Annotated in this window: 25 protein-coding genes; 19 read left to right on the top strand and 6 right to left on the bottom strand. The window is 72.9% G+C overall.

Features of this window, described 5'->3' with window-relative positions; all coding sequences use genetic code 11:
- Window positions 1-37: 37 nt before the first annotated feature.
- A complete protein-coding gene (locus tag ABWI04_RS32170) occupies window positions 38-1,249 on the bottom strand; it encodes a prenyltransferase/squalene oxidase repeat-containing protein (protein ID WP_353834777.1) in 1,212 nt (403 codons plus the stop codon).
- A 152-nt stretch (window positions 1,250-1,401) separates the two neighbouring features.
- Here ABWI04_RS32170 and ABWI04_RS32165 point away from each other — a divergent pair, with 152 nt between their 5' ends.
- Window positions 1,402-2,103, top strand: a complete 702-nt coding sequence (locus tag ABWI04_RS32165; protein WP_353834776.1) for an HIT family protein — start codon at window positions 1,402-1,404, stop codon at window positions 2,101-2,103.
- Here the strand turns inward: ABWI04_RS32165 and ABWI04_RS32160 are convergent.
- The gene (locus tag ABWI04_RS32160) at window positions 2,079-3,020 is read right to left on the bottom strand and encodes a PfkB family carbohydrate kinase (protein WP_353834775.1); all 942 of its coding nucleotides are present in this window, start codon (window positions 3,018-3,020) and stop codon (window positions 2,079-2,081) included. The genes ABWI04_RS32165 and ABWI04_RS32160 overlap by 25 nt on opposite strands.
- A gap of 7 nt (window positions 3,021-3,027) precedes the next feature.
- Complete coding sequence (locus ABWI04_RS32155; protein WP_353834774.1) at window positions 3,028-3,519, bottom strand: NUDIX domain-containing protein; 492 nt, start codon at window positions 3,517-3,519, stop codon at window positions 3,028-3,030.
- Window positions 3,520-4,035: 516 nt separating this feature from the next.
- On the opposite strand from ABWI04_RS32155, the gene infC reads away from it, so the two are divergent.
- From infC to ABWI04_RS32110, 9 genes are all read left to right on the top strand, one after another.
- Window positions 4,036-4,584 carry a translation initiation factor IF-3 gene (gene infC, locus ABWI04_RS32150; RefSeq protein ID WP_089316320.1) on the top strand — a complete coding sequence of 183 codons (549 nt, stop codon included), beginning with the start codon at window positions 4,036-4,038 and terminating at the stop codon, window positions 4,582-4,584.
- 182 nt (window positions 4,585-4,766) lie between these two features.
- A complete protein-coding gene (gene rpmI, locus ABWI04_RS32145) occupies window positions 4,767-4,961 on the top strand; it encodes a 50S ribosomal protein L35 (protein WP_067468638.1) in 195 nt (64 codons plus the stop codon).
- A gap of 69 nt (window positions 4,962-5,030) precedes the next feature.
- On the top strand, window positions 5,031-5,408 hold the full coding sequence (rplT, locus tag ABWI04_RS32140; protein ID WP_173393368.1) for a 50S ribosomal protein L20: 378 nt from the start codon (window positions 5,031-5,033) through the stop codon (window positions 5,406-5,408).
- A 34-nt stretch (window positions 5,409-5,442) separates the two neighbouring features.
- A complete protein-coding gene (locus ABWI04_RS32135) occupies window positions 5,443-6,282 on the top strand; it encodes a TrmH family RNA methyltransferase (protein ID WP_345179014.1) in 840 nt (279 codons plus the stop codon).
- Between the two features lie 272 nt (window positions 6,283-6,554).
- Complete coding sequence (locus ABWI04_RS32130; RefSeq protein WP_353834773.1) at window positions 6,555-7,070, top strand: STAS domain-containing protein; 516 nt, start codon at window positions 6,555-6,557, stop codon at window positions 7,068-7,070.
- 189 nt (window positions 7,071-7,259) lie between these two features.
- A complete protein-coding gene (locus ABWI04_RS32125; protein ID WP_345179010.1) occupies window positions 7,260-8,348 on the top strand; it encodes a sensor histidine kinase in 1,089 nt (362 codons plus the stop codon).
- 132 nt (window positions 8,349-8,480) lie between these two features.
- A complete protein-coding gene (pheS, locus tag ABWI04_RS32120; protein WP_345179009.1) occupies window positions 8,481-9,590 on the top strand; it encodes a phenylalanine--tRNA ligase subunit alpha in 1,110 nt (369 codons plus the stop codon).
- On the top strand, window positions 9,590-12,070 hold the full coding sequence (gene pheT / locus ABWI04_RS32115) for a phenylalanine--tRNA ligase subunit beta (RefSeq protein ID WP_353834772.1): 2,481 nt from the start codon (window positions 9,590-9,592) through the stop codon (window positions 12,068-12,070). The genes pheS and pheT overlap by 1 nt, the downstream gene beginning before the upstream one ends.
- Window positions 12,071-12,391: 321 nt before the next feature.
- A complete protein-coding gene (locus tag ABWI04_RS32110) occupies window positions 12,392-14,008 on the top strand; it encodes an ABC-F family ATP-binding cassette domain-containing protein (RefSeq protein WP_345179004.1) in 1,617 nt (538 codons plus the stop codon).
- 70 nt (window positions 14,009-14,078) lie between these two features.
- Here the strand turns inward: ABWI04_RS32110 and ABWI04_RS32105 are convergent, their stop codons facing one another.
- The 3 genes from ABWI04_RS32105 to ABWI04_RS32095 form a co-directional block, all read right to left on the bottom strand.
- Window positions 14,079-14,918: an ABC transporter permease gene (locus tag ABWI04_RS32105; protein WP_345179003.1), complete on the bottom strand. Its 840-nt coding sequence runs from the start codon at window positions 14,916-14,918 to the stop codon at window positions 14,079-14,081.
- Window positions 14,919-15,159: 241 nt separating this feature from the next.
- Complete coding sequence (locus tag ABWI04_RS32100; RefSeq protein ID WP_345179000.1) at window positions 15,160-16,128, bottom strand: ABC transporter ATP-binding protein; 969 nt, start codon at window positions 16,126-16,128, stop codon at window positions 15,160-15,162.
- Window positions 16,125-16,622, bottom strand: a complete 498-nt coding sequence (locus ABWI04_RS32095; RefSeq protein WP_353834771.1) for a MarR family winged helix-turn-helix transcriptional regulator — start codon at window positions 16,620-16,622, stop codon at window positions 16,125-16,127. The genes ABWI04_RS32100 and ABWI04_RS32095 overlap by 4 nt, the downstream gene beginning before the upstream one ends.
- Before the next feature lie 165 nt (window positions 16,623-16,787).
- Between ABWI04_RS32095 and argC the strand changes: the two genes are divergently transcribed.
- The 9 genes from argC to tyrS all read left to right on the top strand — a co-directional run bounded on the left by argC (window position 16,788) and on the right by tyrS (window position 26,268).
- Window positions 16,788-17,816 carry an N-acetyl-gamma-glutamyl-phosphate reductase gene (gene argC / locus ABWI04_RS32090; RefSeq protein ID WP_353834780.1) on the top strand — a complete coding sequence of 343 codons (1,029 nt, stop codon included), beginning with the start codon at window positions 16,788-16,790 and terminating at the stop codon, window positions 17,814-17,816.
- A complete protein-coding gene (gene argJ, locus ABWI04_RS32085; RefSeq protein WP_345178998.1) occupies window positions 17,813-18,970 on the top strand; it encodes a bifunctional glutamate N-acetyltransferase/amino-acid acetyltransferase ArgJ in 1,158 nt (385 codons plus the stop codon). Before argC ends, argJ begins: the two co-directional genes overlap by 4 nt.
- Window positions 18,971-18,993: 23 nt before the next feature.
- Window positions 18,994-19,908: an acetylglutamate kinase gene (gene argB, locus ABWI04_RS32080; RefSeq protein WP_353834779.1), complete on the top strand. Its 915-nt coding sequence runs from the start codon at window positions 18,994-18,996 to the stop codon at window positions 19,906-19,908.
- Window positions 19,905-21,098, top strand: coding sequence for an acetylornithine transaminase (locus ABWI04_RS32075; RefSeq protein ID WP_353834770.1), 1,194 nt, complete (start codon window positions 19,905-19,907; stop codon window positions 21,096-21,098). Before argB ends, ABWI04_RS32075 begins: the two co-directional genes overlap by 4 nt.
- Window positions 21,099-21,100: 2 nt before the next feature.
- Window positions 21,101-22,018 (top strand): ornithine carbamoyltransferase, encoded by a 918-nt coding sequence (gene argF / locus ABWI04_RS32070; protein WP_353834769.1) that lies wholly within the window; start codon window positions 21,101-21,103, stop codon window positions 22,016-22,018.
- A gap of 8 nt (window positions 22,019-22,026) precedes the next feature.
- Window positions 22,027-22,566 carry an arginine repressor gene (locus tag ABWI04_RS32065; protein ID WP_353834778.1) on the top strand — a complete coding sequence of 180 codons (540 nt, stop codon included), beginning with the start codon at window positions 22,027-22,029 and terminating at the stop codon, window positions 22,564-22,566.
- A gap of 151 nt (window positions 22,567-22,717) precedes the next feature.
- The gene (argH, locus tag ABWI04_RS32060; RefSeq protein ID WP_345178993.1) at window positions 22,718-24,136 is read left to right on the top strand and encodes an argininosuccinate lyase; all 1,419 of its coding nucleotides are present in this window, start codon (window positions 22,718-22,720) and stop codon (window positions 24,134-24,136) included.
- A gap of 88 nt (window positions 24,137-24,224) precedes the next feature.
- A complete protein-coding gene (locus ABWI04_RS32055) occupies window positions 24,225-24,860 on the top strand; it encodes a DNA-3-methyladenine glycosylase (protein ID WP_353834768.1) in 636 nt (211 codons plus the stop codon).
- A gap of 130 nt (window positions 24,861-24,990) precedes the next feature.
- A complete protein-coding gene (tyrS, locus tag ABWI04_RS32050) occupies window positions 24,991-26,268 on the top strand; it encodes a tyrosine--tRNA ligase (protein ID WP_353834767.1) in 1,278 nt (425 codons plus the stop codon).
- The last annotated feature ends 638 nt before the right edge of the window (window positions 26,269-26,906 follow it).

The following is a 26,906-nucleotide window of genomic DNA, read 5'->3' as shown; positions in this document are numbered from 1 at the left end:
AAGGACGCCACCGAGGAGCAGCGCGCGATCAACGAGATCAACGTCGGGATGTACGCGTTCGACGGCGCGCTCTTGGCGGACGCGCTGAAGCGGGTCGGGCGTGGGCGCGCTGCACGACCATCGCGTCCGGCAGCCAGTGCAGGATGTCGGCGTTCCGGGAGAGGGGGGTCCGGGAGAGCGCGACCAGCGTCTCCAGCCTCCACCACAGCGTCCACAGCGACGTGCGGCCGCTGCCCGGGTAGCCGTTCCAGCGCGGGTCGGCGACCTCCCCGCGCACCAGCGTCCGGAACGCGCGGGCGACCGTCGGCCCGTGCGGTCCGCGCGGGTCCCGCAGCAGCGCGGTGAGCGCGATCGGCAGGCCGTAGTGCCACAGCGCGAGCCGCCAGACCGGCTCCGGTCCGGTGCCGCGTTCCGCCGCGGTGGGCGGCGAGACGCCGTAGGTCTCGATCCACGTGTGGTCGTCGTCGGGGTCGAGGTGCTTCAGCAGCCAGTCGTAGGCGTCCAGCAGCCGCTCGGTCCTCAGGTCGGGGCGCGCCTCGGCCAGCGTCACCAGCGCGAACGCGGTGTGCGTGACGGTGGGCCGGGACGCCTGCGTCGGGCCCCAGGCGGGGCGGTGCGCGGTCCGGTCGGCCGTCAGCCACTCCACGCCGCGGTCGACGGCGGGGTCGTAGGGGTTGAGCTGGCTGAGCGCCCGCAGCGCCAGGCACGTCAGCCACACCCGGGACGGGCAGCCGTGCAGCGAGCCCCAGCCGCCGTCGGGGTTCTGGTTGTACAGCAGCCACCGGTAGGCGCGGTCCAGGTCGGGGGCGTCCTCGCGCAGGCCGCAGCGGGCGCGGGCGAGGAAGCGCGCGATCCAGCCGGTGGCCTCGACCACCGGCATGCCGAGGCTGGTCTTGGTGGCCCAGCCGCCGTCGCGCAGCGGGTCGTCGGAGCGGGTCTGCCGGGCGGCGAGGAGTTCCAGGCCGTCGTCGAAGTGCTCGAACGCCCGCCCCGCCTCGGCGAACGCCATCAGCCCGAGGGCGGTGGCGGTGGTGCCGGGCTCCGGCCGTGCGAGCTCGTGGTACCAGCCCCCGCCGGCGCCGAGCGCGGGGGCGTAGGTGTCGCGCAGGACGTCCAGCGACTCGTTCAGCCGGGTGTCGAGGACGGCCATGTCGATGACCGGGACGTCCGCGCGTCGCCGCCGGGCGGCGGAGCGGACTGCGCGGGGCGCGGGGGGCGCCGGGGACGGGAGCGGAGGTGTCTGGTTCACGTTCTGGCCTTCTGCTCTTGTTGTTCCCGGCGGGCCAGGGTTTGTACCTCGCGGGTTCCGCGTCTGTATCCGCCGCCGCAGCGAGCACCGGGATGCTGCGCCGGGCACGCTGGAGGCAGACCGCTCCCGCGTTCCGCGAAGCTGGAGGTGGCTTGGCCGAACAGACCCTCCGGGACGAGACCGACGACTGCGTCCTGTGCCCCCCGCTGAGATTCCGCTTCAACGGCATGGTCGGCCTGCCCGGCGAGTCGGGCGTCATCGCCGGCGACCGCGACTTCTTCCTCATCCCGGACGTCGCGCCGCTCGCCGAGGGCCACCTCCTGCTGGTGACGCGCGAGCACCACCAGTGCGCCGGGGACTTCTCCCGGCCGATGTGGGAGGGCGCCCTGCGGTGGCGCGACCGCGTGGCCCGCCTCTACCTGGAGGCGTACGGGTCCGGTGGGCTGCTGCTGTTCGAGCACGGACCGGCGAGCTCCCAGGGCGGCGGCGCGTGCATCGACCACGCGCACTGGCATTTCGTCCCCGGCACGACGGGCGTGCGGGCGATCGTGGAGCGGGAGGGGCGCCCCGGCGTTCCGGCGGACCACGCGGCCCTCCGGGACTGCTACCGCGCCGGCCGCTCCTACCTGCTGATCGAGGAGGACGGCGTCGCGACCGTCCACTCGGGCGACGGTGTGCGGAGCCAGTTCCTGCGCTGGGCCGTGGCGGCGGCCGGCCCGGGCCGGACCTGGCGCTGGCAGGAGAGCTTCGGGCTGCCCGCCAGCAGGCGGCGTTTCCTGCGCACGCTGCGGGCGATGCGGGCGGCGGCGGCCTCTTCGCCGAGCACGGGTCAGCCTCCCGACAGCCACCAGTAGAGCTCGCACGAGGTCAGCCGGTCCCCGTACCCCGCCCGCGCCGCCCCAGGGTCGTAGCCGGTGGAGTACGCCACCGGCGGCCGTCCCCGCTGGTGGACGAGCACCCCTTCGAGGGAGGTCGGGCCGAACCGCAGCAGCCACAGGGGAGCGCCGGGAACGGCGCGGTCGAGGACCGGCAGCAGATCCCGGGGTTCCCGGCCGCCTGCGGGCGGCGGGTGCCCGAGCAGGCGCGCGAGGGTGTGCGCCTCGGAGACGACGAGATCCGCCCGGCGCAGGACCGGCAGCACGCAGGACGCCGGGAGCCGCGCGTCGATGTCGTGGGGGACGACGTCGAACGCCACCCGCGTGCCCGCCGCGCGGGCCGTGCGCACCGCCTCGTGGAGCGCCTCCCGGGAGCCGGGGGCCAGCAGCGAGTATCCGTCGACGGCGAGCACGTCGGCGTCCTCGATCCCGGCCGCCGCCGCGCGCACGTCCGCCGCGGAGAGCCGCCGGGCGGGCGGCTCGTCCTGGACGACCAGCAGCCGGACGCCGGGCCCGCCGCCGTCCGCGGCGCCGGCGCGCAGCATGACCGACACGCCGTTCGGGACGCCGGGCTCGACGACCAGGCGGTGGGCCGCGCCGATCCGGTGCAGTTCGCGGCGGATCGCCTCCGTGTAGTCGTCGTCGCCGACCTTGGCCAGCACGCCGACCCGGCGGAAGTAGCCCACCGCGCAGCGGGCGAGGTTGACCGCCGTCCCCGCGGTCAGCACCCGGGCGGGCGCGTAGCAGAGCCGGTCGGCGTCGAGTTCGGCGAAGCGGACGCCCGGCAGGCTCGCGCGCACCTCGACCCCCGCGTCCCCGATGACGAAGAGCGAGAAGCGGCGCTCGGCGGCGCCGTCGAGGCCCGGCCATTCGAGGGGCGATCGGAACGGCGCCATCACCCGGTCAGCCGACGGGGACCAGGAAGGCCCGCATCACCGGGCGCAGGCTGGGAATGAGGTCGTACCCGCCGAGCTCGCGGAGCGGCACCCAGGCGCACCGGTCCAGGTGGTCGCTGACGTCCTGGTTCTCCAGGGTCGCGTCCAGGGTCACGGGCCGGCAGCGGCGCGCCGCCGCGACCACCCGGATCTGCCCGCCGGGATTCTCGCGGTCGGGCATGAACCACTGCCACAGATGGAACGGCGGTCCCGGGTCGATCTTCAGCCCGACCTCCTCCCAGACCTCGCGGCGGATGTGGTCGTCGAGATCGAGGTCGGCCTCCTCCTCCAGCCGCCCGCCGGGCACCTCCCAGCAGCCGGGGTGGAACGGGTCGGAGGCGGCCTTGCGGACGAGCAGCAGCCGCCCGCCCGAGACGATGAAGGCCTTCTGTGCGAACTGGAGCCGGGCCGGCGGCGCGGCGGTGAGCGGGCCGGCTGCGCCGGCGTCGACCGAGGGCATCGCGGGAGTCCTCCCTGGTGCCGGCCCCACCGGGCCGTCTCGGCTCCACCGTAACAATCGGCGGCCCGCCCGCCGAGACGCCCGCCCGGCCAGAACAATCTCACTCCTCCGGGGGCACGAGGGCACCGGGAATCACACCGCGTCGCGACCTGTTGTATTGGACGGCGTACCCTCATCCGGGCTCTCGTCCGGTATGCGGCGAATGATCGTCCGGCATGACGCACCCGGTCCCACCGGGTGGTATTCTTGGTGGTCGACCGGCCTTGTGCGCGCGACCATACGGTGGCGCGTGCCGGGCGCTCAAGCGGAGGCCACCTCCCACCTGACCGGCTGAAAGGCCGGTGGGTCTCGGTCCGGCGAACGGGCGTTCAGCCCGTCCCGTCGTCGTTCCCGGGCGGCATGTCCGTCCCGGGAGACCGAAGGTGGCCCCGTGCGTGAGTCGTGCGGGGCTTTTCTCGTGGAAGCCTCGGGGTACGACCGGTCCAATGAACCTGAGAACGGCCCCTAGGAGGTCCCATCAGCGCCGAACCGCGTATCAACGACCGCATTCGCGTGCCCGAGGTCCGGCTCGTCGGCCCGAACGGCGAACAGGTGGGCATCGTGCCCATCGCCAAGGCCCTTGAACTCGCGCGTGAGTCGGACCTCGACCTCGTCGAGGTGGCGCCCACCGCGCGTCCGCCCGTCGCGAAGCTCATGGACTACGGCAAGTTCAAGTACGAGTCCGCGATGAAGGCGCGTGAGGCGCGGAAGAACCAGGCGCACACGGTCATCAAGGAGATCAAGCTCCGCCCGAAGATCGACCCGCACGACTACGAGACCAAGAAGGGTCACGTGGTGCGGTTCCTGAAGGCCGGGGACAAGGTGAAGGTCACGATCATGTTCCGTGGTCGTGAGCAGTCCCGTCCCGAGCTCGGTTTCCGGCTGCTGCAGCGGCTCGCCGACGATGTCGAGGAGCTCGGCTTCGTCGAGTCGCGGCCCAAGCAGGACGGCCGAAACATGATCATGGTGCTCGGTCCGCACAAGAAGAAGACGGCCCGCGGGCAGGAGTCGGAGACGACCGTCTGACGGCCGTTCCGGGACCGGCCTCGCGGCGGTCCCCATCGCGATCTCGCGGCTGAGCGAAGTTCGCGGCGTACGTACATTGAAGCCTGACCTGGCGCGTCCACGGATCGCCGTGCGGTGCGCCGATCAGGCGCGCCTCCGTGCCGGTGGGCACGGAGGCCGGAAAGAGGGAGACGACGGCGACCATGCCGAAGACCAAGACCCACAGCGGTGCCAAGAAGCGCTTCAAGCTGACCGGCTCCGGCAAGGTGATGCGCCGCCGCGCCAACAAGAACCACCTGCTCGAGCACAAGCCGACCAAGCGGACGCGCCGGCTGTCCGGCCCCGCCGTGGTGGCCGACGCCGACGCCAAGAACATCAAGAAGCTGCTGCGCAAGTAGCACTCGACCAGGAACATCGCCGACCGGCCGAGGCCAGCACGGCCCCGGCCCCCACGAAGGAGTCAGCACGTGGCACGCGTGAAGCGGGCGGTCAACGCCGCCAAGAAGCGTCGGGTCGTCCTGGAGCGGTCGAGCGGCTACCGCGGGCAGCGTTCGCGCCTGTACCGCAAGGCCAAGGAGCAGCAGCTCCACTCGATGACCTACGCCTTCCGGGACCGCAAGGACCGCAAGGGCCAGTTCCGCCGGCTGTGGATCCAGCGGATCAACGCCGCGGCCCGCGCCAACGGCATCACCTACAACCGGTTCATCCAGGGCCTCAAGGCCGCCGAGGTCGAGGTCGACCGGCGCATGCTCGCCGAGCTCGCCGTCAACGACGCCCCGGCTTTCGCCGCCCTGGTGAAGATCGCCAAGGACGCGCTGCCGGCCGAGGGTTCGGAGGCGGCCTGAGCCGGGTGACCGGCACACGGGCGATCACAGCGACATGGCGGGCCGCGAGCTGACCTCTCTCCGATCACCACGGGTGAAGGCCGCTCGTCGGCTCGCCAAGCGCGCCTTCCGGCGCCGCGAGAACCGGTTCCTCGCCGAGGGGCCGCAGGCGGTGCGGGAGGCGCTGCAGATCCCCGGCGGCCTCGCCGAGCTGTTCACCACGGCCGAGGCGGAGGCCCGCCACCCGGAGCTGGTGCTCGCCGCCGAGCGCGCCGGCGCGCCGGTGCTGCGCGTCAGCGGCGAGATCATGGCCGAACTGGCCCAGACCGTCACCCCGCAGGGGCTGCTGGCGGTCTGCGAGTTCGTCGACGTCCCGCTGGACCGGGCGCTGGAGAACGGTCCACGGCTGGTGACCGTGCTGGCGCACGTCCGCGACCCAGGCAACGCGGGAACCGTCCTGCGCACCGCCGACGCGGCGGGCTCGGAGACGGTCGTGTTCACCGACGCGTCCGTCGACCCTTACAACGGCAAGTGCGTCCGCGCCTCCGCGGGCAGCCTGTTCCACCTGCCGGTCGTCGTCGGCCCCCGGTTCGACGCGCTGATCCCGGAGCTGAAGGGCGCGGGGCTGACCGTCCTCGCCGCCGACGGCGCGGGCGACCGCACCCTCGACGAGGCGATCGACGAGGGCGTGCTCGCGCGCCCCACCGCCTGGGTGTTCGGGAACGAGGCGTGGGGGCTGCCCGAGGAGATCCTGCGGCATGTGGACGAGGTCGTCCGTGTGCCCATCTACGGGCGGGCCGAGAGCCTGAACCTGGCGACGGCCGCCGCCGTATGCCTCTATGCGTCGGCCCGGGCGCAGCGCGGCTCCCAGGGAGAGCGCCCGAGCGGTACGTGAGGCGCGGCGCGGTCCCGGTGTTTTCACTGCATTCCGTGATCGAATGGCCGCATGCGGTCGCCATTGGCGCCGCCCCGTGACGGGTGAGCTGGGAAGATGGTCCCCACGTGGACGCGGGGCAGGGGGGCCTGCCGCCGCGCGGGGCTCGTCCGCGGGTAGGAGCGGGAACCGCGACCGGCGGGGGATCACGCCGTCGCGGTACCGCGCCTAACGTGTTGATCAGTGGGTTGACCAGGGCGGCGACGAGGCCGCACAGAGTGGGGGCGAGCGTGATGACCGAGGAGAGCAGGCGGGCCGGAAGGGCGGGCCGACGCCCCCCGGAGGTGCGGTGCCGGGCCGGTGCGGTCCGGGCCTCCGCCGTCCCGGACGCCTTTTCGGGGGCCGCCCCCGACGTCTCCTGCGCGCACGCCGGCGACGGGCTGCGCATCGAGACCACCAGGGTCGGGGCCCGCACGGCCGTCGTCGCGGTGGCCGGGGAGATCGACCTGCGCACCGCCGGACCGCTGCGCGACCGGCTCGTCGAGATGCACGGGCGGCTGCCCGGCGCGGGGCCGCGCCGTCTGGTGGCCGACTTCACCGCCGTCCCGTTCTGCGACGCGGCCGGGCTCGGGGCGCTGGTCGCCGCGCACAACCAGCTCTCCGCCGACGGCGGCGAGATCGCGCTCGCCGGGGTGCGGCCCGCCCAGCTGCGGCTACTGATGATCACTGGCCTGCACCGGCTGTTCGCGATCCACCCCGATGTCGAGGCCGCGCTGTCCGCCCAGGACTCGCCCACGAGGTCCGGATAAGGGCGCGAACCGCTGTTCCGGCCCTCCGCGGAAGACGGCGACACCCTGCACGGAGGCTACACATGCCTTGCCGCGAGGCGGTTTCCGGGTCCCGTTAGGGGCCCGACTCCGGCTAGAGTCTCTTTCCGACAGGCCGCGTTCCCCATCGGTGTTCTGGAGGCCGCTGTGGGCGGAGAGGAGTCCCCTCTCGTGGCCGCGCGCGGACCCGAGGCGGGGTCCGGGCCGGGCCCCGAGGAGGGCCGCCCGGACGACCTGCCCGACGGGCTGATGGTCGCCGGCCGGGACGCCCGCGTGATCGTGTTCAACGCCGCCGCCGCGCGGATCACGGGGATCCCCGTGGGGTCGGCCGTGGGCCGCGACTTCCGCGACGTCCTGCCGCTGCACGACGCCGAGGGCCGTGACTGGTGGAAGTGCCTGGCCCCCTACGACGGCCTGTCCACGCGGACCCGCCATCCCGAGCGGGTGCTGTTCCTTCCCGGCGGTACCGAGGTGCTGGTGACCGCGGCGTACCGGCGCGACGCCGAACGCCGCGTGGAACGGTTCACCGTGTGCCTGCGCGACGCCCTGCACCGCGCCCGGCAGGAGCGCGACCGCGCCGACCTCGTCTCCACCGTCGCCCACGAGCTGCGCTCACCGCTCACCAGCGTCAAGGGGTTCACCGCGACGCTGCTGGCCAAGTGGCACCGCTTCAACGACGACCAGAAGCGGGTGATGCTGGAGACCGTCAACGCCGACGCCGACCGGGTCACCCGGCTGATCACCGAGCTGCTGGACGTGTCCCGCATCGAGTCGGGCCGGCTGGAGATGCGCCGCCAGGTCGTCGACCTGCCCGAGGAGGTCCGCAAGGTCATCGCGGGCCGCGTCGCGGCCGGGGAGCCGGAGGACCGCTTCCGCTTCGAGACGCGCGGCGAGCTGCCCGAGATGTGGCTCGATCCCGACAAGGTGGATCAGATCCTCGGCAACCTCGTCGAAAACGCGGTGCGCCACGGAGCGGGTACTGTCACCATTGTGGTGGAGCCGGACGCGCATAAGGAGGGGGCGGCCGTGTCGGTGCGCGACGAGGGCGAGGGCATTCCGCCCGAGGCCGTCCAGCGCGTCTTCCGGCAGTTCTGGCGCGGCCCCGGCGGCAGCCGCCGCGGCGGTACCGGGCTCGGGCTCTACATCGTCAAGGGGCTGGTCGAGGCGCACGGCGGTGTGATCACTGTGCGGCGGGCGCCCGGCGGCGGCGCCGAGTTCCGATTTACCGTGCCCGCAGGGGCCCCCGACTACGCCGGCTGAACCGCGGTCCACGCGGCGGCACGGCAACGGGCCCCTGGTCGGGCCAGCGCGTCACGCGCACGCTTTCCGGATGTTCTCCGCCCGCGCACTAGACTGCGGGCGTCCCACGCCGACCGGAGTCGATCACACCACATGTCTGCACCCAACAATTCCTATGACCCCGTCGAGGTGTCCGCGCTGCAGCCCGAGGAGCTGGAGCGGGCCCGCGCCGAGGCGCTCGCTGCGATCGCCGCGGCCGCCGACCTCGACGCCCTGAAGCAGGTCCGGCTGGCGCACGCCGGCGACCGTTCGCCGCTGGCCCTGGCCAACCGCGAGATCGGCGCGCTGCCGCCCGCGGCCCGCGCCGAGGCCGGAAAGCGCATCGGCGCGGCCCGGGGCGCGGTGGCGAAGGCGCTCAAGGAGCGCCAGGCGGAGCTGGAGGACGAGCGCGACCGCCGCGTCCTCGTCGAGGAGACCGTCGACGTCACCCTCCCGTGGGACCGCGCGCCGCGCGGAGCCCGCCACCCGCTGACCACGTTGCAGGAGCGGATGGCCGACGTCTTCGTCTCGATGGGCTTCGAGGTCTCCGAGGGGCCCGAGGTCGAGGCGGAGTGGTTCAACTTCGACGCCCTGAACTTCCTGCCCGACCACCCTGCCCGCACCATGCAGGACACCTTCTTCGTCGAGTCGGAGGACTCCGGGCTGGTGATGCGCACCCACACCTCGCCGATGCAGATCCGGTCGCTGCTGTCGCGGCCGCTGCCGGTGTACGTGGTGGCGCCCGGCCGCACGTTCCGCACCGACGAGCTGGACGCCACGCACAGCCCGGTGTTCCACCAGCTGGAGGGCCTGGCGGTCGACGAGGGGCTGACGATGGCCGACCTGCGGGGCGGCATCGACGCGTTCGTCTCCGGCATGTTCGGCGAGGGGCTGAGGACGCGGTTCAGGCCGTCGTACTTCCCGTTCACCGAGCCGTCCGCCGAGGTGGACATGCAGTGCTTCGTGTGCCGGGGCGCGTCCGCGGAGCCGGGCGGCGACCCGTGCCGCACCTGCGGTTCGGAGGGCTGGATCGAGCTCGGCGGCTGCGGCATGGTCAACCCGCGGGTGCTGGTGGCCTGCGGGGTCGACCCCGACCGCTACAGCGGCTGGGCGTTCGGGCTGGGCGTCGAGCGGACGCTGATGTTCCGGCACGGTGTGGAAGACATGTACGACATGGTGGAGGGCGACGTCCGGTTCACCCTCCCGTTCGGGACGGAGATCTGATGCGGGCCCCGCTTTCCTGGCTGCGCGAGTACGTCGAGCTCCCGGCCGACGTCACGGGCCGCGCGCTGGCCGCCGAGCTGATCGCCGCGGGCCTGGAGGTCGAGACGGTCGAGTCGGCCGGCGCCGACATCGCCGGCCCCCTGGTGGTCGGCGAGGTCCTGGAGATCGAGGAGCTGACCGGCTTCAAGAAGCCGATCCGCCACTGCCAGGTGAACGTCGGCGACGCCAACGGGACGGGGGAGCCGCAGAGCATCATCTGCGGCGCCACCAACTTCGCGGTGGGCGACCGCGTCGTGGTCGTCCTTCCGGGCGGCGTGCTGCCCGGCGGGTTCGAGATCGGCGCCCGCAAGACCTACGGCCGGATGTCGGCGGGCATGATCTGCTCGGTGACCGAGCTCGGGATCGGCGACGACCACGGCGGCATCCTCGTCCTGCCGCCGGACGCCCCCGTCGGCGCGGACGCGATCGAGATGCTCGGGCTGCGCGACGACGTCCTCGACATCGCCGTGACGCCCGACCGCGGCTACGCCCTGTCCATCCGCGGCATCGCCCGCGAGGCCGCCATCGCCTACGGGGTCCCGTTCAGGGACCCGGCGGACGTGGCGCTGCCGGAAGGGGACGAGGGCCCGAGCTACCCGGCGAGCATCGGCGACCCGGCGGTGTGCGACCGGTTCGTCCTGCGCGAGGTGAGCGGCTTCGACCCGGACGCGCGGACCCCGATGTGGATGCAGGTGCGCCTGCACCGCGCGGGGATGCGGCCGGTGTCGCTGGCGGTCGACATCACCAACTACCTGATGCTGGAGCTCGGGCAGCCGCTGCACGCCTTCGACCGGAACAAGCTGACCGGCCCGATCGTCGTGCGGCGCGCCGAGCCCGGCGAGCGGCTGGAGACGCTGGACCACGTCAAGCGGACCCTCGACCCCGACGACATCCTCATCACCGACGCGTCGGGGCCGATCTCGATGGCCGGCACGATGGGCGGGCTCGCCACCGAGATCGACGAGCGGTCGAGCGACATGGTCGTCGAGGCCGCGCACTTCGACGCCATGGGGACCGCGCGGATGAGCCGCCGGCACCGGCTGCACAGCGAGGCGTCCCACCGGTTCGAGCGCGGCGTCGACCGCGAGCTGCCGCTGTACGCCTCGTACCGGGCGGTGCGGATGCTCGCCGAGCTGGGCGGCGCGAAGATCGTGCCCGGCGTCACGCACGCCGAGGCGCCGGTCGAGCGGGCCGTGGTGACGATGCCCGCGGGGCATCCCGACCGGGTCGCGGGCGTGGTCTACGGCAGGGACACGGTCGTCCGGCGCCTGGAGCAGGTCGGCTGCACGGTGACCGGCGACGACGTGCTGACGGTGACGCCGCCGTCCTGGCGCCCCGACCTCACCGCGCCCAATGACCTCGCCGAGGAGGTCCTCCGCCTGGAGGGGTACGAGAACATCCCGGCCCGGGCGCCGCGTCCGGCGGCGGGCAAGGGCCTGACCGCCGAGCAGCGGCTGCGCCGCCGGGTCGGCCGCGCGCTCGCCGGCGCCGGGTACGTGGAGGCGCTCGCCTTCCCGTTCGTCGCCGACAAGGACCTGGACGGCCTCCAGCTCCCCGAGGACGACGCGCGGCGGCGGACGCTGCGGCTCGCGAACCCGATGTCGGAGGAGGAGCCGCTGCTGCGCACCACGCTGCTGCCGGGCCTGCTCAAGGCGCTCGCGCTCAACGTGGGACGCGGCTTCGGCGACGTCGCGCTGTTCGAGGTCGGCATGGTGTTCCGGCCGCGCCCGGACGCACCGGAGCGGGCGCCGCGGCTCGCCGTGGACCGCGGCCCGACGGCCGAGGAGGTCGCCGCGCTGGAGGCCGCGCTGCCGGACCAGCCGTACCGGGTCGCGGCCGTGCTGGCGGGCGACCGCGAGCCGTCGGGCTGGTGGGGCGAGGGCCGTCCGGCGCTGTGGGCCGACGCGGTCGAGGCCGCCCGCACGGTGGCCCGCGAGGTCGGCGTCGAGCTGACGGTGAAGGCCGACCAGCACGCGCCCTGGCATCCGGGCCGCTGCGCCGCGCTGTACGTGGGCGACACCCTGGTCGGGCACGCCGGCGAGCTGCACCCGCGCGTCACGAAGGCGTACGGGCTGCCCGCGCGGTCGTGCGCGATGGAGCTGGAGCTGCGCCGCCTGGGCGAGCCGGTGAGCGTCCGCGCGCCGCACGTGTCGTCGTACCCGGTCGCGGTGCAGGACGTCGCGCTGGTCGTGGACTCCGGCGTCCCGGCCGCGGAGGTCGAGGCGGCCCTGCGCGAAGGCGCGGGCGGGCTCCTGGAGGCGATCCGGCTGTTCGACGTCTACACGGGCGAGCAGGTGGGCGAGGGACGCAAGTCGCTGGCGTACTCGCTGCGGTTCCGCGCCCCGGACCGGACGCTCACGGCCGAGGAGGCGTCGCAGGCCCGCGACTCCGCCGTGGCCGCCGCGTCCGAGCGGACCGGAGCCGTCCTGCGCGGCGCCTGACGGTATGCGGGCGTGCCCCGGATCCCCGCGAGGGGTCCGGGGCACGCGCGCGTCCCGGCCACGGTGGACGGGCCGATTCCTAACGCTACTTGTGTTGCGATAGGTCGTCGGGTATTCTCGACCGCGTCACATCGCCGCCCGGTAGGGGAGTCCATTGAGGATCTGAGGTCCGACACCGCGCAGTGGCCGTTCTCCGGCCCGCGCACGTGACCTCAGTGCGGACTCTTACCCGCCGGGCTTTCTCATGCCCGCCGGCGCGTCGCGCGCTCCGCGGTGTCTCCATGCGTCACGCATCTTTCTCACCACCATGGAGGCGGCCCAATGTCATTTGCCATCGTGTGCTCGGATCTGTCGTTCGCGTGGGAGGACGGCACGGTCGTGCTGGACGGGCTGGACGTCGCGTTCGGCGCCGGCAGGACCGGCCTGATCGGCGTCAACGGGTCCGGGAAGTCGACCCTGCTGAAGATCATCGCCGGCGAGCTGCGCGCGGGCTCGGGCACCGTCAGCGTCGACGGGGAGGTCGGCTACCTGCCGCAGAACCTCGTCCTCGACGACGCCGCCACGGTGTCGGACCTGCTCGGCATCACCGCGACCCGCGCGGCCCTGCACGCCATCGAGCGCGGCGAGGCCACCGAGGAGAACTTCGCCGCCGTCGGGGACGACTGGGACGTCGAGGAGCGCGCCGCCGCCGAGCTCGACCGGCTCGGCCTCGGGCACCTCGGGCTGGACCGCACGGTCCCGACGCTGTCGGGCGGCGAGGCCGTGATGGTCGGGCTGGCCGCGCGTTTCCTGGCGGGGCCGGACGTCCTGCTGCTCGACGAGCCGACCAACAACCTGGACCTGGACGCGCGGCACCGCCTGTACGAGGCGGTGGCGTCCTGGACGGGCGTGCTCGTCGTCGTCAGCCACGACCGTGAGCTGCTCGACCGGGTCGACGAGATCGCCGACCTGCGCGAGGGCGCCGTCCGGTCCTTCGGCGGCAACCTGTCGGCGTACGAGGACCTGCTCGCGGTGGAGCGGGAGGCCGCGGAGCGGACCGTCAGGGCCGCCGAGACCGACCTGCGGCGGCAGAAGCGGGAGCTGGAGGAGGCCCAGGTCAAGCTGGCCCGCCGCAAGCGCTACGGCAACAAGATGCAGGAGAACAAGCGCGAGCCGAAGATCATTATGGGCGAGCGCAAGCGGCAGGCCCAGGTCTCGGCCGGCAAGCACCGCATCATGCACGAGGAGAGGCTCGCCGACGCCCGCACGCGGCTCACCGAGGCCGAGGGGGCCGTCCGCGAGGACGCCGAGATCCGCGTCGAACTGCCCGCCACCCGCGTCCCGGCGGGGCGGACGGTGCTGACCGTGACGGGGCTCGCCGCCCCCGACCCGGAACCCGGCACGCTGGGCGAGCTGATCGTCCGGGGGCCGGAACGGATCGCCCTGGTCGGGCCCAACGGCTCGGGTAAGACCACGTTCCTGCGGGCGCTCGTGGGCGACCGGGTCCCCGAGGGCACGGCCGTGAAGATCGGTGTGGACGGCGTCCGGTACCTGCCGCAGCGGCTGGACGTCCTCGACGAGGGCCTCAGCGTCGCCGAGAACGTCCGGGCTCAGGCGCCGTCGGCTCCGCCCGCGCGCATCCGGGCGGGCCTGGCGCGGTTCCTGTTCCGCGGAGCGCGGGCCGACCAGCCGGCCGGGACCCTGTCGGGCGGCGAGCGGTTCCGCGCCGTGCTGGCGTCGCTGCTGCTCGCCGAGCCGGCCCCGCAGCTGCTCCTGCTGGACGAGCCGACGAACAACCTCGACATGGCCAGCGCCGCGCAGCTCGGGCAGGCGCTCGCCGCCTACGAGGGGGCGCTGATCGTGGTCAGCCACGACGTGCCGTTCCTGCGCACCCTCGGCATCACCCGCTGGCTGCGCATGGACCGGTCGTGCGGCCTCACCGAGGCCGAACCGATGTAGCGCGGACCAGCGGCGCCGGCGCGGCGGCCCCGTGCGGAGAGGTCTCCGCACGGGGCCGCCGCGGTTCAGGTCAGGTCAGCACGCGCTTGGTGAAGGTGCGGGTCGCCGCCCACGTCAGCAGGACCGTCCCGCCGACGATGGCGAGCATGAACGCCCACACCGGCATGTGCGGGATCTCGGGCGTGAGCGCGCTGCGCAGCCCCTCGCTCACGTACACCAGCGGGTTGAACAGGCTGAGGATCTGCAGCCAGCGGATGTTGTCCAGCGCCGACCAGGGGTAGTAGACGCAGCCGAGCATCGTCATCGGCAGCAGGACCATCGCGAACAGCATCTGGACCTTCTGCGGGTTCATCAGGGTCCCGAGCAGCAGCCCGCCGGACGCCGACATCAGCGCCCCGACCACCATCACCGCGATCAGCACCGGCCAGTTGTCCACGTGCACCTCGGGCGACTGGCCGTCGGCGTGGATGAACAGCACCGCGGGGAACACCAGCAGCCCGCCGATCAGGCCCTGCGTCGCCGCCGCGATGATCTTCTGGACGGCCAGCAGCGGCACCGGCACCGGCGCCAGCGCCCGGTCGGTGATCGATTTCTGCCAGGTCAGCTCCATCATCAGCGGGAAGATCACCGCCATCATCGCCTGCATGATGATCGACGAGCCGACGAGCCCGGGGAGCAGGATGGTGGAGAACGTCGGCCCGCCCGGCCCTCCCGCCATGGCCCCGCCGCCGAGCTTCGGCAGCACGTAGGCGAACACGAACACGAACATGACCGGCTGCACCAGCACCCGGAGGAACGTCGCCAGGAAGTTCTTGCGCATGACCCGCGCCTCGCGCGCCATCATCGCGGCGAACGTGCGGGGGACGGTGGCCCGCGCCGGCGGCGGCGGTGCCAGAACGGTGGTGCTCATTGCTTGCCTCCATCGCGGCCACGAATCGTGGCAGGAGTGATACTCGTGGTGACGCTTGGTCGGTGAGAACCAAACCGACCGGGTCTACCGCCGGGCTGGCGGGATGTGAGGTCTGTGGAGCCGGTGTAAGACCGACGGGCAGCACTCTGCCCCTCGCCGTTCATTCGGGTCGGCTGCCGTCTGGGAAAGCAGAAAGCTCGACTCGCGAGGGTTGAAGCCCGTTGCTTCGGCAGGGGCGAGGTCAATCGCGGTAGTCCCTTCCGGTGAGGGCGAGGAAGACGGTCTCCAGACTGGGACGCAGCTGGCTGGCGTCGGTGACTCCGACGCCGGCCACGGACCCGATCTCCACGAGCTCGCCGAGGATGCCGTCGGGCTCGGCGGCGAACACGCGCACCTGGCCGTCGTTGATCTCGACCTTGCTGATGCCCTCCCTGTCGCCGAGGGCCTTGACCCCGTCGGGGGCGGGGGAGTCGTAGGCCACGGTGATGACCGTGTCCGCGCCGGCGCTGGACTTCAGCTGGTCCACCGTGCCGCTGGCGAGGATCCTGCCGTGGTCGACGACCGCGACCCGGTCGCAGAGCGCCTCGGCCTCCTCCATGTAGTGGGTCGTGAGCAGGATCGTCTGGCCGCCCCTCTGGAGCCCCCGCAGCACCTCCCAGAGGTTGGTGCGGGTCTGCGGGTCGAGCCCGGCGGTCGGCTCGTCCAGGAACAGCACCTCGGGGCCGTGCATGAGGGCACGGCAGATCATCACCCGCTTGGCCTGCCCGCCGGAGATCTCGAACGGGTTGCCGCCGCGCTGCTCGGTCAACCCGAACAGCTCCAGCAGTTCGGCGGCGCGCTTGCGGGCGTCCCGCGCGCCGAGCCCGAAGTACCGGCCGCGGAACTCCAGGTTCTCGGCGACGGTGAGGTCGCTGTCGAGGGTGTTGTTCTGCGAGACGACGCCGATACGGCGCTTGATCTCGACGGCGTCCCTGACCACGTCCAGGCCGGAGACGCTAGCTGTGCCGCCGGTCGGGACGACGAGCGTGGTGAGCATGCCGATGGTGGTCGACTTGCCCGCGCCGTTCGGGCCGAGCAGGCCGAAGAACTCGCCGCGCGGGACGTCCAGGTCGATGCCCTGGACGGCGGGCACCGCGGGCCGCGGGCCGGACGCGGGGTAGGTCTTCCTCAGGTCGACCGTGCGAACGGCGGTTTCGGGGGGATTGGTCACGCGCCGTCTCCCTTCGCTTCCTCGTCGGGGGAGTAGTTCTCGAATTTGTGGATCAACTTGAGCAGGAACCGGCGGACGGCCGCCTCGTCGTCCTCGCCGACGACGTCGTAGAGGCGGGACAGATCGCGGCCGATGGGACCGGACTTCTCGGCCAGGAACCGCCGGCCGGAGTCGGTGATGAGCAGCATCACGCCGCGCCGGTCCCGGTAGGAGCGCTCGCGCCGCACGTGCCCGTTGCGCTCCAGCGTGTCGACGACCGAGGTCACCGTGGCGGGGGTGACCATCAGGCGCTTGGCGACCTCGCCAGGGCGCAGGCCGTCCTCGACGATGAGCAGGCGGAGCAGGAAGAAGCCCGCCGGGCTGATGCCGTGCCGCTCGATGATGCGCCACACGATCGGGCCCGACAGCCGTGCCGCGGCGCCGAAGAGCCGCCCGATCGGCCACTCCTCCACGGGGCCGAACGCCTTGAGGTCGTCGAGGCCGGGGTTCTCCATGTGAGCGATGTTAGACCGCTGATGTTTAGATAGCAAATCATTAGAGGCCTAAGTACTTCTGGCTGTGGCGCTTGTCTCAGCGGTGTGAATGACGTAACCCGTCGTTGAATAGGCATCCAGCCTCATGCATACTCTTGCTTGACGTCGGAGAAGGGCAGAGTGGACATGGGAATCCGGACGGCGGTCGCCGGCGCCAGCGGTTACGCGGGCGGCGAGGTGCTGCGCATCCTCGCGGGGCATCCAGAGTTCGAGATCGGCGCGCTCACGGCGGGCTCCAACGCGGGCGCCGAGCTCGGCGCGCACCAGCCCCACCTGCGATCCCTCGCCGGACGCGTCCTGGAGGAGACGACCCCCGGCACGCTGTCCGGCCACGACGTGGTGTTCCTGGCGCTGCCCCACGGCCGGTCCGGGCCGCTCGCCGAGCAGCTGGGCGAGGACGTCCTGGTCATCGACTGCGGCGCCGACCACCGCCTCGCCGACCCCGCCGACTGGGAGCGGTTCTACGGCACCCCGCACGCGGGCACCTGGCCCTACGGCCTGCCCGAACTGCCCGGCCACCGGGAGGCGCTGCGCTCCGCGAGGCGCGTCGCGGTCCCCGGCTGCTACCCGACGGCGGTCTCCCTCGCGATGTTCCCCGCGCTCGTCGCGGGCCTCGCCGAACCCGACGTCGTCGTGGTGGCGGCGTCGGGGACCTCCGGCGCTGGACGGGCCCTCAAACCGCACCTACTGGGCAGCGAGGTGATGGGCTCGGTGTCCGCCTACGCCGTCGGCGGCACGCATAGGCATACGCCCGAGATGATCCAGAACCTCAGCGCGGCGGCGGGGGAACCCGTCTCGGTCTCCTTCACCCCCACGCTCGTGCCGATGAGCCGCGGAATCCTCGCCACCTGCACCGCGAAGGCGCGTCCCGGCGTCACCGCCGCCTCGCTGCGCGCCGCCTACGAGGAGGCGTACGCGGGCGAGCCGTTCCTCGGGCTGCTGCCCGAGGGGCAGTGGCCCGCCACGTCCATGACCCTCGGCGCGAACACCGTCCTCGTGCAGGTCGCGCTGGACGAGGCGGCCGGACGCGTCGTCGTGGTCGCCGCCATCGACAACCTCACCAAGGGCACCGCGGGCGGCGCGGTGCAGAGCGCCAACCTCGCCCTCGGCCTCCCGGAAGAACTCGGCCTGACCACGATCGGAGTGTCCCCTTGAGCGTCACCGCCCCCCGGGGTTTCCGCGCCGCCGGCGTCGTCGCCGGGCTGAAGGACAGCGGCAACCGCGACCTGGCCCTCGTCGTCAACGACGGGCCGTCCCGCGCGGCCGCCGGCGTCTTCACCCGCAACCGCGTGCGGGCCGCGCCCGTGCTGTGGTCCGAGCAGGTCCTCAAGGGCGCCCGCGTCCGCGCCGTCGTGCTGAACGCGGGCGGCGCCAACGCCTGCACCGGCGCCGCCGGCTTCCAGGACACCCACGCCACCGCCGAGAAGGCCGCCGAGGTGCTGGACGACTCGGCGGGCGAGATCGCCGTCTGCTCCACCGGGCTGATCGGCGAGCGGCTGCCCATGGACCTGCTGCTGACCGGCGTCGACAAGGCCGCCGCCGAGCTGTCGCGCGGAGACGGCGGGCTCGCCGCCGCCGACGCCATCCGCACCACCGACACCGTCGCCAAGATCTCCTTCCGGCAGGGCGCCGGCGGCTACATGATCGGCGCGATGGCCAAGGGCGCGGGCATGCTCGCCCCGTCCCTGGCCACCATGCTGTGCGTCGTCACCACCGACGCCGACCTGCCCGCCGACGCGCTGGACCGGGCGCTGCGCGCGGCCACCGGCGTCACCCTCGACCGGCTCGACGCCGACGGGTGCATGTCCACCAACGACACCGTGCTGCTGCTCGCCTCCGGCGCCGCCGAGGTCGTCCCGGACGAGGAGGAGTTCACCGCGCTGCTCACCGAGGTGTGCGGCGACCTCACCCGGCAGCTCCTCGTGGACGCCGAGGGCGCGTCCAAGGCCATCGCGATCGAGGTCGTCGGCGCGGCCTCCGAGGACGACGCGGTCACGGTCGGCCGCTCCGTCGCCCGCAACAACCTGCTCAAGTGCGCCATCCACGGCGAGGACCCCAACTGGGGGCGGGTGCTGTCGGCCGTCGGCACCACCGACGCGGTGTTCGAGCCCGACCACCTCAACGTCGCCATCAACGGCGTGTGGGTGTGCCGGAACGGCTCGTTCGGCGACGACCGCGACAAGGTCGACCTGCGTCCCCGCGACGTGACGATCACCGTCGACCTGTCCGCCGGGCCGCACAGCGCCACCGTCTGGACGACCGACCTCACGGCCGAGTACGTCCACGAGAACTCGGCGTACTCCACATGAGCGCCGTCACCCCGGGCGCGCAGATGCGCAAGAACCGGCTCGGCGTGATGGACAAGGCCGAGACCCTGATCAAGGCGCTGCCGTGGCTGGAGCGCTTCCACGGCAAGACCGTCGTGATCAAGTACGGCGGGCACGCGATGACCGATGAGCGGCTGCGGCACTCCTTCGCCGAGGACGTGGTGTTCCTGCGCTACGCCGGGCTGAGGCCGGTCGTCGTGCACGGCGGCGGCCCGCAGATCAACGCGGCGCTGGCCCGCAACGGCATCGACTCGACCTTCACCGCCGGCCTGCGGGTCACCACCCCGGAGGCCATGGAGGTCGTCCGGATGGTGCTGACCGGGCAGGTCCAGCGCGACGTCGTCGGCCTGATCAACCGGCACGGCCCGTTCGCGCTCGGCATGTCCGGCGAGGACGCGAACCTGTTCACCGCCGAGCGCAAGCACGCGGTCGTGGACGGCGCGCGCGTCGACATCGGCCAGGTCGGCGAGATCGTCGAAGTGCAGGTCGGGGCCGTGCGCGCGCTGCTGGACGACGGCCGCATCCCGGTCATCTCCAGCGTCGCGCGCGGCGACGACGGCGAGGTCTACAACGTCAACGCCGACACCGCCGCCGCCGCGCTGGCCGTGGCGCTGGACGCGGCGAAGCTCGTCGTCCTCACCGACGTCGAGGGCCTGTACGCGGACTGGCCGGACAGCGACGACGTCATCGACCGGCTCACCGCCGACGAGCTGGCCGTCCTGCTGCCGGACCTGTCGGCGGGGATGGTGCCCAAGATGGAGGCCTGCCTGGCGGCCGTGCGCGGCGGCGTCCCCCAGGCCCACGTCCTGGACGGTCGCGTCCTGCACTCGCTGCTGCTGGAGATCTTCACCGACGAAGGGATCGGAACGATGGTGCTGCCCAGTCTCGCGGGCGCCGCCGGAGCGGAGGCGACCCCGTGAGCGACCTGAGGGAGCGGTTCGAGGCGGCGTTCATGCCGAACTACGGCGTCCCGCCCCTGGCGCTCGCGCGCGGCGAGGGCTGCCGGGTGTGGGACGCCGGCGGCCGCGAGTACCTCGACCTCATCGCGGGGATCGCGGTCAGCTCGCTCGGGCACGCCCACCCCGCGCTCGTCGAGGCGGTGGCGTCCCAGGCCGCGACCATCGCGCACACGTCCAACCTGTTCCTGAACGAGCCGGAGGTGCTGCTCGCCGAGCGGCTGCGGGAGCTGCTCGGCGGCGACGGGAAGGTCTTCCTCGCCAACAGCGGCACCGAGGCGAACGAGTGCGCGCTCAAGCTCGCCCTCAAGTACGGGAAGGCGAACGGGCGCCCGTACGTCGTCGCGGCCGAGAACGGCTTCCACGGCCGGACGCTCGGCGCCCTGAGCCTGACCGGCAAGGCCGCGATCCGGGAGCCGTTCGGGCCCTTCGCGATCGACGTCCGGTTCGTCCCGTACGGGGACGCGGGCGCGCTCGACGCCGCGGTGGACGAGGGCTGCGCGGCGGTGTTCCTGGAGCCCACGCAGGGCGAGGCCGGGGTCGTCCCGCCGCCGGACGGGTACTTCGCCGCCGTCCGCCGGATCTGCGACGCGGCGGGCGCGCTGTTCGTCGCCGACGAGATCCAGTCCGCGATCGGCCGCACCGGCAGCTGGTTCGCGTTCCAGCACGAGAACGCCAGACCCGACGTCCTCACGCTCGCCAAGGGCCTCGGCGGCGGCCTGCCGGTCGGGGCGTGCGTCGCCTTCGGTCCCCACGGCGACCTGTTCGCCAAGGGAGACCACGGCAGCACGTTCGGCGGCAACCCGATCGCCGCGGCCGCCGCCCTCGCCGTCCTCACCACCATCGAGAAGGACGGCCTGCTCGCCAACGCCGCCTCCGTGGGGGAGACCCTGGCCGCGGGGCTCGACGCCGTCGACCATCCGCTGTTCGCGGGCGTGCGGGGCCGCGGCCTGTGGCGGGCCGCCGTGCTGACCGGGCCCCACGCGGCCGCCGTGGAGGCCGCCGCGCGCGAGGCCGGCTTCCTCGTCAACGCGGTCCAGCCGGACGCGGTGCGCATCGCCCCGCCGCTGATCCTGACCGCCGAGCAGGCGGGCTCGTTCGCCGACGCGTTCCCCGGTATCCTCGACGCCGCCTCCCCCGAGCAGGAGAACTGATCGTGACCAGGCACTTTCTGCGGGACGACGACCTCGGCCCCGGCGAGCAGGCCGAGGTCCTCGACCTCGCCGCCCAGGTGAAGAAGAACCGCTTCGGCCACCGGCCGCTGGAGGGCCCCCGCTCGGTGGCCGTGCTGTTCGACAAGCCGTCCACCCGGACCCGGCTGTCGTTCGCCGCCGGCATCGCCGAACTCGGCGGCAACCCCCTGGTGATGGACGCGGGCACCAGCCAGCTCGGCCGCGGCGAGACCATCGCCGACACCGCCCGCGTCCTCGAACGCCAGGTCAGCGCCATCGTGTGGCGGACGGGCGGGCAGGAGCGCATCGAGGAGATGGCCGCCGGCACCGCGGTCCCGGTCGTCAACGCCCTCACCGACGAGTTCCACCCCTGCCAGATCCTCGCCGACCTGCAGACCGTCCGGGAGGAGAAGGGCGGTCTCGCCGGCGTCACCCTCGCCTACTTCGGCGACGGCGCCAACAACATGGCGCACTCCTACCTGCTCGGCTGCGCCACCGCCGGGATGCACGTCCGGATCGGCGCCCCCGCCTCCCAGCCGCCCGACCCCGCGGTCGTCGGGCGCGCGACGGAGATCGCGGCCGCGACCGGCGGGTCCGTGACCGTCACCGCCGACGCCGCCGGAGCCGCCTCCGGCGCCGACGTCCTCGCCACCGACACGTGGGTGTCGATGGGCCAGGACGGCAAGGACACCTCGCTGTACGAGCCGTACTCGGTGACCGAGGACCTGCTGGCCCTCGCCGATCCCGAGGCGGTCGTCCTGCACTGCCTGCCCGCCTACCGCGGCAAGGAGATCGCCGCCTCCGTCCTCGACGGCCCGCGCAGCCGGGTCTGGGACGAGGCCGAGAACCGGCTGCACGCCCAGAAGGCGCTGCTCGTGTGGCTCCTGGAGCGCGCCCGGTGACCACCCCCATGACCAAGGCCGCGCGGCACGCCCGGGTGATCGACCTGCTGACCCGGCACCCCGTGCACTCGCAGGGCGAGCTCGCCAAGCTCCTCGGCGACGAGGGGGTGGACGTCACCCAGGCCACGCTCTCCCGCGACCTGGTCGAGATCGGCGCGGTGAAGCTCCGCGCCGACGACGGCAGCCTGATCTACGCCGTGCCCGGCGAGGGCGGCGAGCGGATCCGCCGCGCCCGCACCGGCGCCGCCGAGACCTTCACCGGCCGGCTGTCCCGGCTCGCCGCCGAACTGCTCGTGTCGGCCGAGGCGTCGGCGAACCTGGTCATGGTGCGGACCCCGCCGGGCGCCGCCCAGTACCTGGCCTCGGCGATCGACCACGCCGAGTGGCCGTCCGTCCTCGGCACGGTCGCGGGCGACGACTCGATCCTCGTGATCGCCCGCGACCCGCACGGCGGGGAGGACCTCGCCCAGGCGCTGCTGCGGCTGACCGGCACGCGCGAGCGACGAACCCAGGGGCCGCCGGGCGGCCCCGACCCCGACCCGTCCTGATCCGCGGGACCCGGCGGATTCGCCGTACGCTGTTGCGGACGCAGCCGCCAGGCGATCCACGCGGGGGGCAATCCGTGCCGTGCCCGGCAGAGGCGGCATGGTGAGATGGCAGTTGACCGAACGACCAGCGGTGGGAAGTAGAGGATTCTCCGTGACCAAGGCACCGACGCGGCTGTGGGGCGGCCGGTTCGAAGGCGGCCCGTCGGACGCGCTCGCGAGGCTCTCGGTGAGCGTCCAGTTCGACTGGCGGCTCGCCCCGTACGACCTGATGGGATCGCGCGCGCACGCCCGCGTCCTCAACCGGGCGGGCCTGCTCACCGACGACGAGCTGGAGCGCATGATCGGTGCCCTGGACGACCTCGAGGAGGCGTGCCGCAGCGGCGAGTTCCGCCCCACGGTCGCCGACGAGGACGTCCACACCGCCCTGGAGCGGGGCCTGCTGGAGCGCCTCGGCGCCCTCGGCGGCAAGCTGCGCGCCGGCCGCAGCCGCAACGACCAGGTCGCCACCGACCTGCGCCTGTACCTGCGCGACCACGTCCGCCAGATCGTCTCGCGGCTGGTGGAGCTGGAGACCGCGCTGATCGCGCAGGCCGAGCACAACCTCGGCGTCGCCGCGCCCGGCATGACGCACCTCCAGCACGCCCAGCCCGTGCTGTTCTCCCACCAGCTCCTCGCGCACGTCCAGCCGCTCACCCGCGACATCGACCGGCTGCGCGACTGGGACCGCCGCGCGGCCGTCTCCCCGCTCGGCTCCGGTGCCCTCGCCGGCTCCTCCCTGCCGCTGGACCCGCAGGCCACCGCCGCCGAGCTCGGCTTCGACGCCGCCGCGCCCAACTCCATGGACGCCGTCGCCGACCGCGACTTCGTCGCCGAGTTCCTCTTCGCGGCCGCCCTGATCGGCGTGCACCTGTCCCGCCTCGGCGAGGAGGTGTGCCTCTGGGCCTCCCAGGAGTTCCGCTGGATCGAGATGGACGACACCTACGCCACCGGGTCGTCGATCATGCCGCAGAAGAAGAACCCCGACGTCGCCGAGCTGGCGCGCGGCAAGGCCGGCCGCCTCATCGGGCACCTCGTCGGCCTGCTCACGACCCTCAAGGGCCTCCCGCTCACCTACAACCGCGACCTCCAGGAGGACAAGGAGGGCGCGTTCGACTCCGTCGAGACGCTGCTGCTCGTGCTGCCCGCCATGTCCGGGCTCATCGCGACCATGCGGGTCAACACCGAGCGGCTGGAGGCCCTCGCCCCGGACGGCTTCGCCCTCGCCACCGACCTCGCCGAGCTGCTCGTCCGCCGCGGCGTGGCGTTCCGCGACGCCCACGAGGTCGTCGGGCACCTCGTCGTCTGGTGCCAGGTCAACGACAAGGACTTCGACGACCTCACCGACGAGGAGCTCGGCAAGGTGTCGCCGCACCTGACGCCGGACGTCCGCGAGGTGCTGAACGTCCAGGGCGCCCTCGCATCCCGCAAGGCCTACGGGGGGACGGCGCCCGACCGCGTCCGCGAGCAGATGGGCGCGCTGCGCAGCCTCGTCAACGGCCACGCCGCCTGGGCCGCCGGCTCGGACGCCTGACCCGGCGGGACGGGGGCGGCCGCCGCGGTGCGGACCGCCCCCTAGGCTGGTCGACCGGCGAAGCTGTTCCCTAGACCACGGTGAGGCGATGGACGGAGCGTTGCTGCCCCGCGAGTTCTTCGACGGCCCGGTGGAGGAGGTCGCGCCCGCGCTGCTCGGGCACGTGATCAGCCACCGCACCCCGGAAGGGGAGGTGGCGGCCCGGCTCACCGAGGTGGAGGCCTACGCGGGGCCGCTGGACCCGGCCTCGCACGCCTACCGGGGCCGGACCCGGCGCAACGAGGTCATGTTCGGGCCGCCCGGGCACGTCTACGTCTACTTCACCTACGGCATGCACTTCTGCATGAACCTCGTGTGCGGCCCGGACGGGACGTCCATGGCGGTGCTGCTCCGCGCCGGGGAGATCATCGCGGGGGAGGACGTCGCACGGGCGCGCCGTCCGCGCTCGACCGTCCGCGACCTGGCGCGCGGCCCGGCCCGGCTCTGCCAGGCCCTCGGCGTCGCCCGCGAGCAGAACGGACTGGACGTGTGTGCGCCCGGCGGACCGATGGCGGTGCTCAAGGGCGAGCCCGCCGACCCCGCATTGATCCGCAACGGCCCCAGGACCGGCGTCAACGGCGCCAAGGAGGTCCCGTGGCGGTTCTGGATCGACGGAGATCCCAGCGTGTCGCCCTACCGCCCCCACGTCCCGAGGCAGCGCAGGAAGATCACCGCCGAGGGCTGACCCGGCGCGGTCACCAGGCCGGCCGGTAGCCGCCCCGCCACGGCGGACGTTGAATATCGTTGGCGTGACAGCCGCCCGCCAGTGCAGCCTGGGGGCGTACACCGAATGCAAGCCGGAGACGAGGGAGACCGTGACCGACATCCTGGATGATCTCGCGTGGCGCGGCCTGATCGCGCAGTCCACCGACCTGGACGAACTGCGGGCCTTGCTCGCCGCGGGACCGGTCACCCTCTATTGCGGCTTCGACCCGACGGCGCCCTCGCTGCACCTCGGCAACCTCATCCAGATCCTCACGCTGCGCCGCTTCCAGAAGGCCGGGCACCGGCCGATCGGCCTGGTCGGCGGTGCCACGGGCCTGATCGGCGACCCGAGCGGCAAGAGCGCCGAACGCGTGCTGAACTCCGAGGAGACCGTCGCCGGCTGGGTCGACCGGGTCCGCGGGCAGGTGTCGGCGTTCCTCGACTTCGACGAGGGGCCGACCGCCGCGACGATGGTCAGCAACCTCGACTGGACCGGCCCCATGTCGGCCATCGAGTTCCTGCGCGACATCGGCAAGCACTTCCCGGTCAACCGGATGCTGGCCCGCGAGACCGTCCGCGCCCGGCTCGACTCCACCGGTATGAGCTACACCGAGTTCAGCTACGTCCTGCTCCAGTCCATGGACTTCCTCGAGCTGTACCGGCGCCACGGGTGCCGGCTGCAGACCGGCGGAAGCGACCAGTGGGGCAACCTCACCGCGGGCGTCGACCTGATCCGCCGGGTGGAGGGAGGCAGCGCGCACGCGCTGACCACGCCGCTGCTGACCAAGGCGGACGGGTCCAAGTTCGGCAAGACCGCGGGCGGCGAGACCTACTGGCTCGATCCCGAGCTGACGTCGCCGTACGCGTTCTACCAGTTCTGGATCAACGCCGACGACCGGGACGTGGAGAAGTTCCTGAAGTTCTTCAGCTTCCGTCCCCGCGAGGAGATCGAGGACCTGGTCAAGCAGGGCGCCGACCGTCCGGCCGCGCGGGCCCCGCAGCGGGCGCTCGCCGAGGAGATGACCACGCTCGTGCACGGTGCGGACGAGACCGCGCGGGTCATCGCGGCCTCCCGTGCTCTGTTCGGGCAGGGCTCCCTGGAGGAACTGGACGAGCGAACGCTGCAGGCCGCCCTCTCCGAGGTGCCGCGCGCGGAGGTGCCCGCGGGAGAGCTGCCGCCGGTGGTGGACCTTCTGGTGGCGTCCGGCCTGTGCAAGAGCAAGTCGGAGGCACGTCGTGCCATCGCCCAGGGCGGCGCCTACCTCAACAACGCCAAGGTCGAGTCGGAGGACGCGGTGCCGGCGTCCGCTGACCTGCTCCACGGCCGCTTCCTCGTGCTGCGGCGCGGCAAGCGCAACGTGGGCGGCGTCGAGGTGATCGCCTCCTGAACCGCCTCCCGACCGCCCGCCCGGACCCTTTCCGGGCGGGCGGTCGTCATGAGGAGGGCAAACTTCGGTAGATACACGTCACAGTGCGGTTACGGCGCACCGTGACCGGGCATGGTCTTAGGGCTGAAAACAGGAGATGAGCTGCGGATACATGCCCCGCGCGGGCCGATTTGACGGTCTCGGCGGCGGGACCTAATGTTCTACACGCCCCACGGGGGAGCGGGACGCCGACAGGCGGCCGGCCCCGAGGGGAACCTCCACAGACCCGGATGAGTGCGCTGTGTCGCGCCCAAAAGGGACTAACGAGGCCGAACCGCCCGAAGTTGGTTAAACCAGGACGGATCGGGTACGATTGAAGGGTTGCCCCGGAGCCGGGGTCCGCGAGAGCGGGGTTCGGCGCGGTGGGTGTCCGTTTCTTGAGAACTCAACAGCGTGTTAAAAGCCAGTGCCTTATCGGCCCGGTCTTTATTCGGCCGGGTCGCCCCGTGCCATCTCTTCGGGGGTGGTGGGGATTTCTTTGAGGCAATGCTGTCCCTCTTCGTGGGGGATGGTGATGCCGGGATTGTTTCCTGAGGTTTGGCTGGTCGGGGTTCGCCCCCTGGCTGGTCGTTGGACCTTGATGGAGAGTTTGATCCTGG

The sequence above is a fragment of the Actinomadura sp. NPDC000929 genome, from assembly GCF_040492065.1.
In the GTDB taxonomy this organism is placed as follows: Bacteria; Actinomycetota; Actinomycetes; order Streptosporangiales; family Streptosporangiaceae; genus Spirillospora; species Spirillospora verrucosospora.
This window is presented reverse-complemented; position numbering and strand designations above follow the sequence as displayed.

What these genes read in the sequence shown, in the direction of transcription:
- ABWI04_RS32160 (WP_353834775.1), bottom strand. Translation starts at nt 3,020, where the DNA reads ATGGCGCCGTTCCGATCGCCCCTCGAATGGCCGGGCCTCGACGGCGCC.
- ABWI04_RS32155 (WP_353834774.1), bottom strand. Translation starts at nt 3,519, where the DNA reads ATGCCCTCGGTCGACGCCGGCGCAGCCGGCCCGCTCACCGCCGCGCCG.
- rpmI (WP_067468638.1), top strand. Translation starts at nt 4,767, where the DNA reads ATGCCGAAGACCAAGACCCACAGCGGTGCCAAGAAGCGCTTCAAGCTG.
- ABWI04_RS32135 (WP_345179014.1), top strand. Translation starts at nt 5,443, where the DNA reads ATGGCGGGCCGCGAGCTGACCTCTCTCCGATCACCACGGGTGAAGGCC.
- ABWI04_RS32130 (WP_353834773.1), top strand. Translation starts at nt 6,555, where the DNA reads ATGACCGAGGAGAGCAGGCGGGCCGGAAGGGCGGGCCGACGCCCCCCG.
- pheS (WP_345179009.1), top strand. Translation starts at nt 8,481, where the DNA reads ATGTCTGCACCCAACAATTCCTATGACCCCGTCGAGGTGTCCGCGCTG.
- pheT (WP_353834772.1), top strand. Translation starts at nt 9,590, where the DNA reads ATGCGGGCCCCGCTTTCCTGGCTGCGCGAGTACGTCGAGCTCCCGGCC.
- ABWI04_RS32110 (WP_345179004.1), top strand. Translation starts at nt 12,392, where the DNA reads ATGTCATTTGCCATCGTGTGCTCGGATCTGTCGTTCGCGTGGGAGGAC.
- ABWI04_RS32105 (WP_345179003.1), bottom strand. Translation starts at nt 14,918, where the DNA reads ATGAGCACCACCGTTCTGGCACCGCCGCCGCCGGCGCGGGCCACCGTC.
- ABWI04_RS32095 (WP_353834771.1), bottom strand. Translation starts at nt 16,622, where the DNA reads ATGGAGAACCCCGGCCTCGACGACCTCAAGGCGTTCGGCCCCGTGGAG.
- argC (WP_353834780.1), top strand. Translation starts at nt 16,788, where the DNA reads ATGGGAATCCGGACGGCGGTCGCCGGCGCCAGCGGTTACGCGGGCGGC.
- argB (WP_353834779.1), top strand. Translation starts at nt 18,994, where the DNA reads ATGCGCAAGAACCGGCTCGGCGTGATGGACAAGGCCGAGACCCTGATC.
- ABWI04_RS32065 (WP_353834778.1), top strand. Translation starts at nt 22,027, where the DNA reads ATGACCAAGGCCGCGCGGCACGCCCGGGTGATCGACCTGCTGACCCGG.
- ABWI04_RS32055 (WP_353834768.1), top strand. Translation starts at nt 24,225, where the DNA reads ATGGACGGAGCGTTGCTGCCCCGCGAGTTCTTCGACGGCCCGGTGGAG.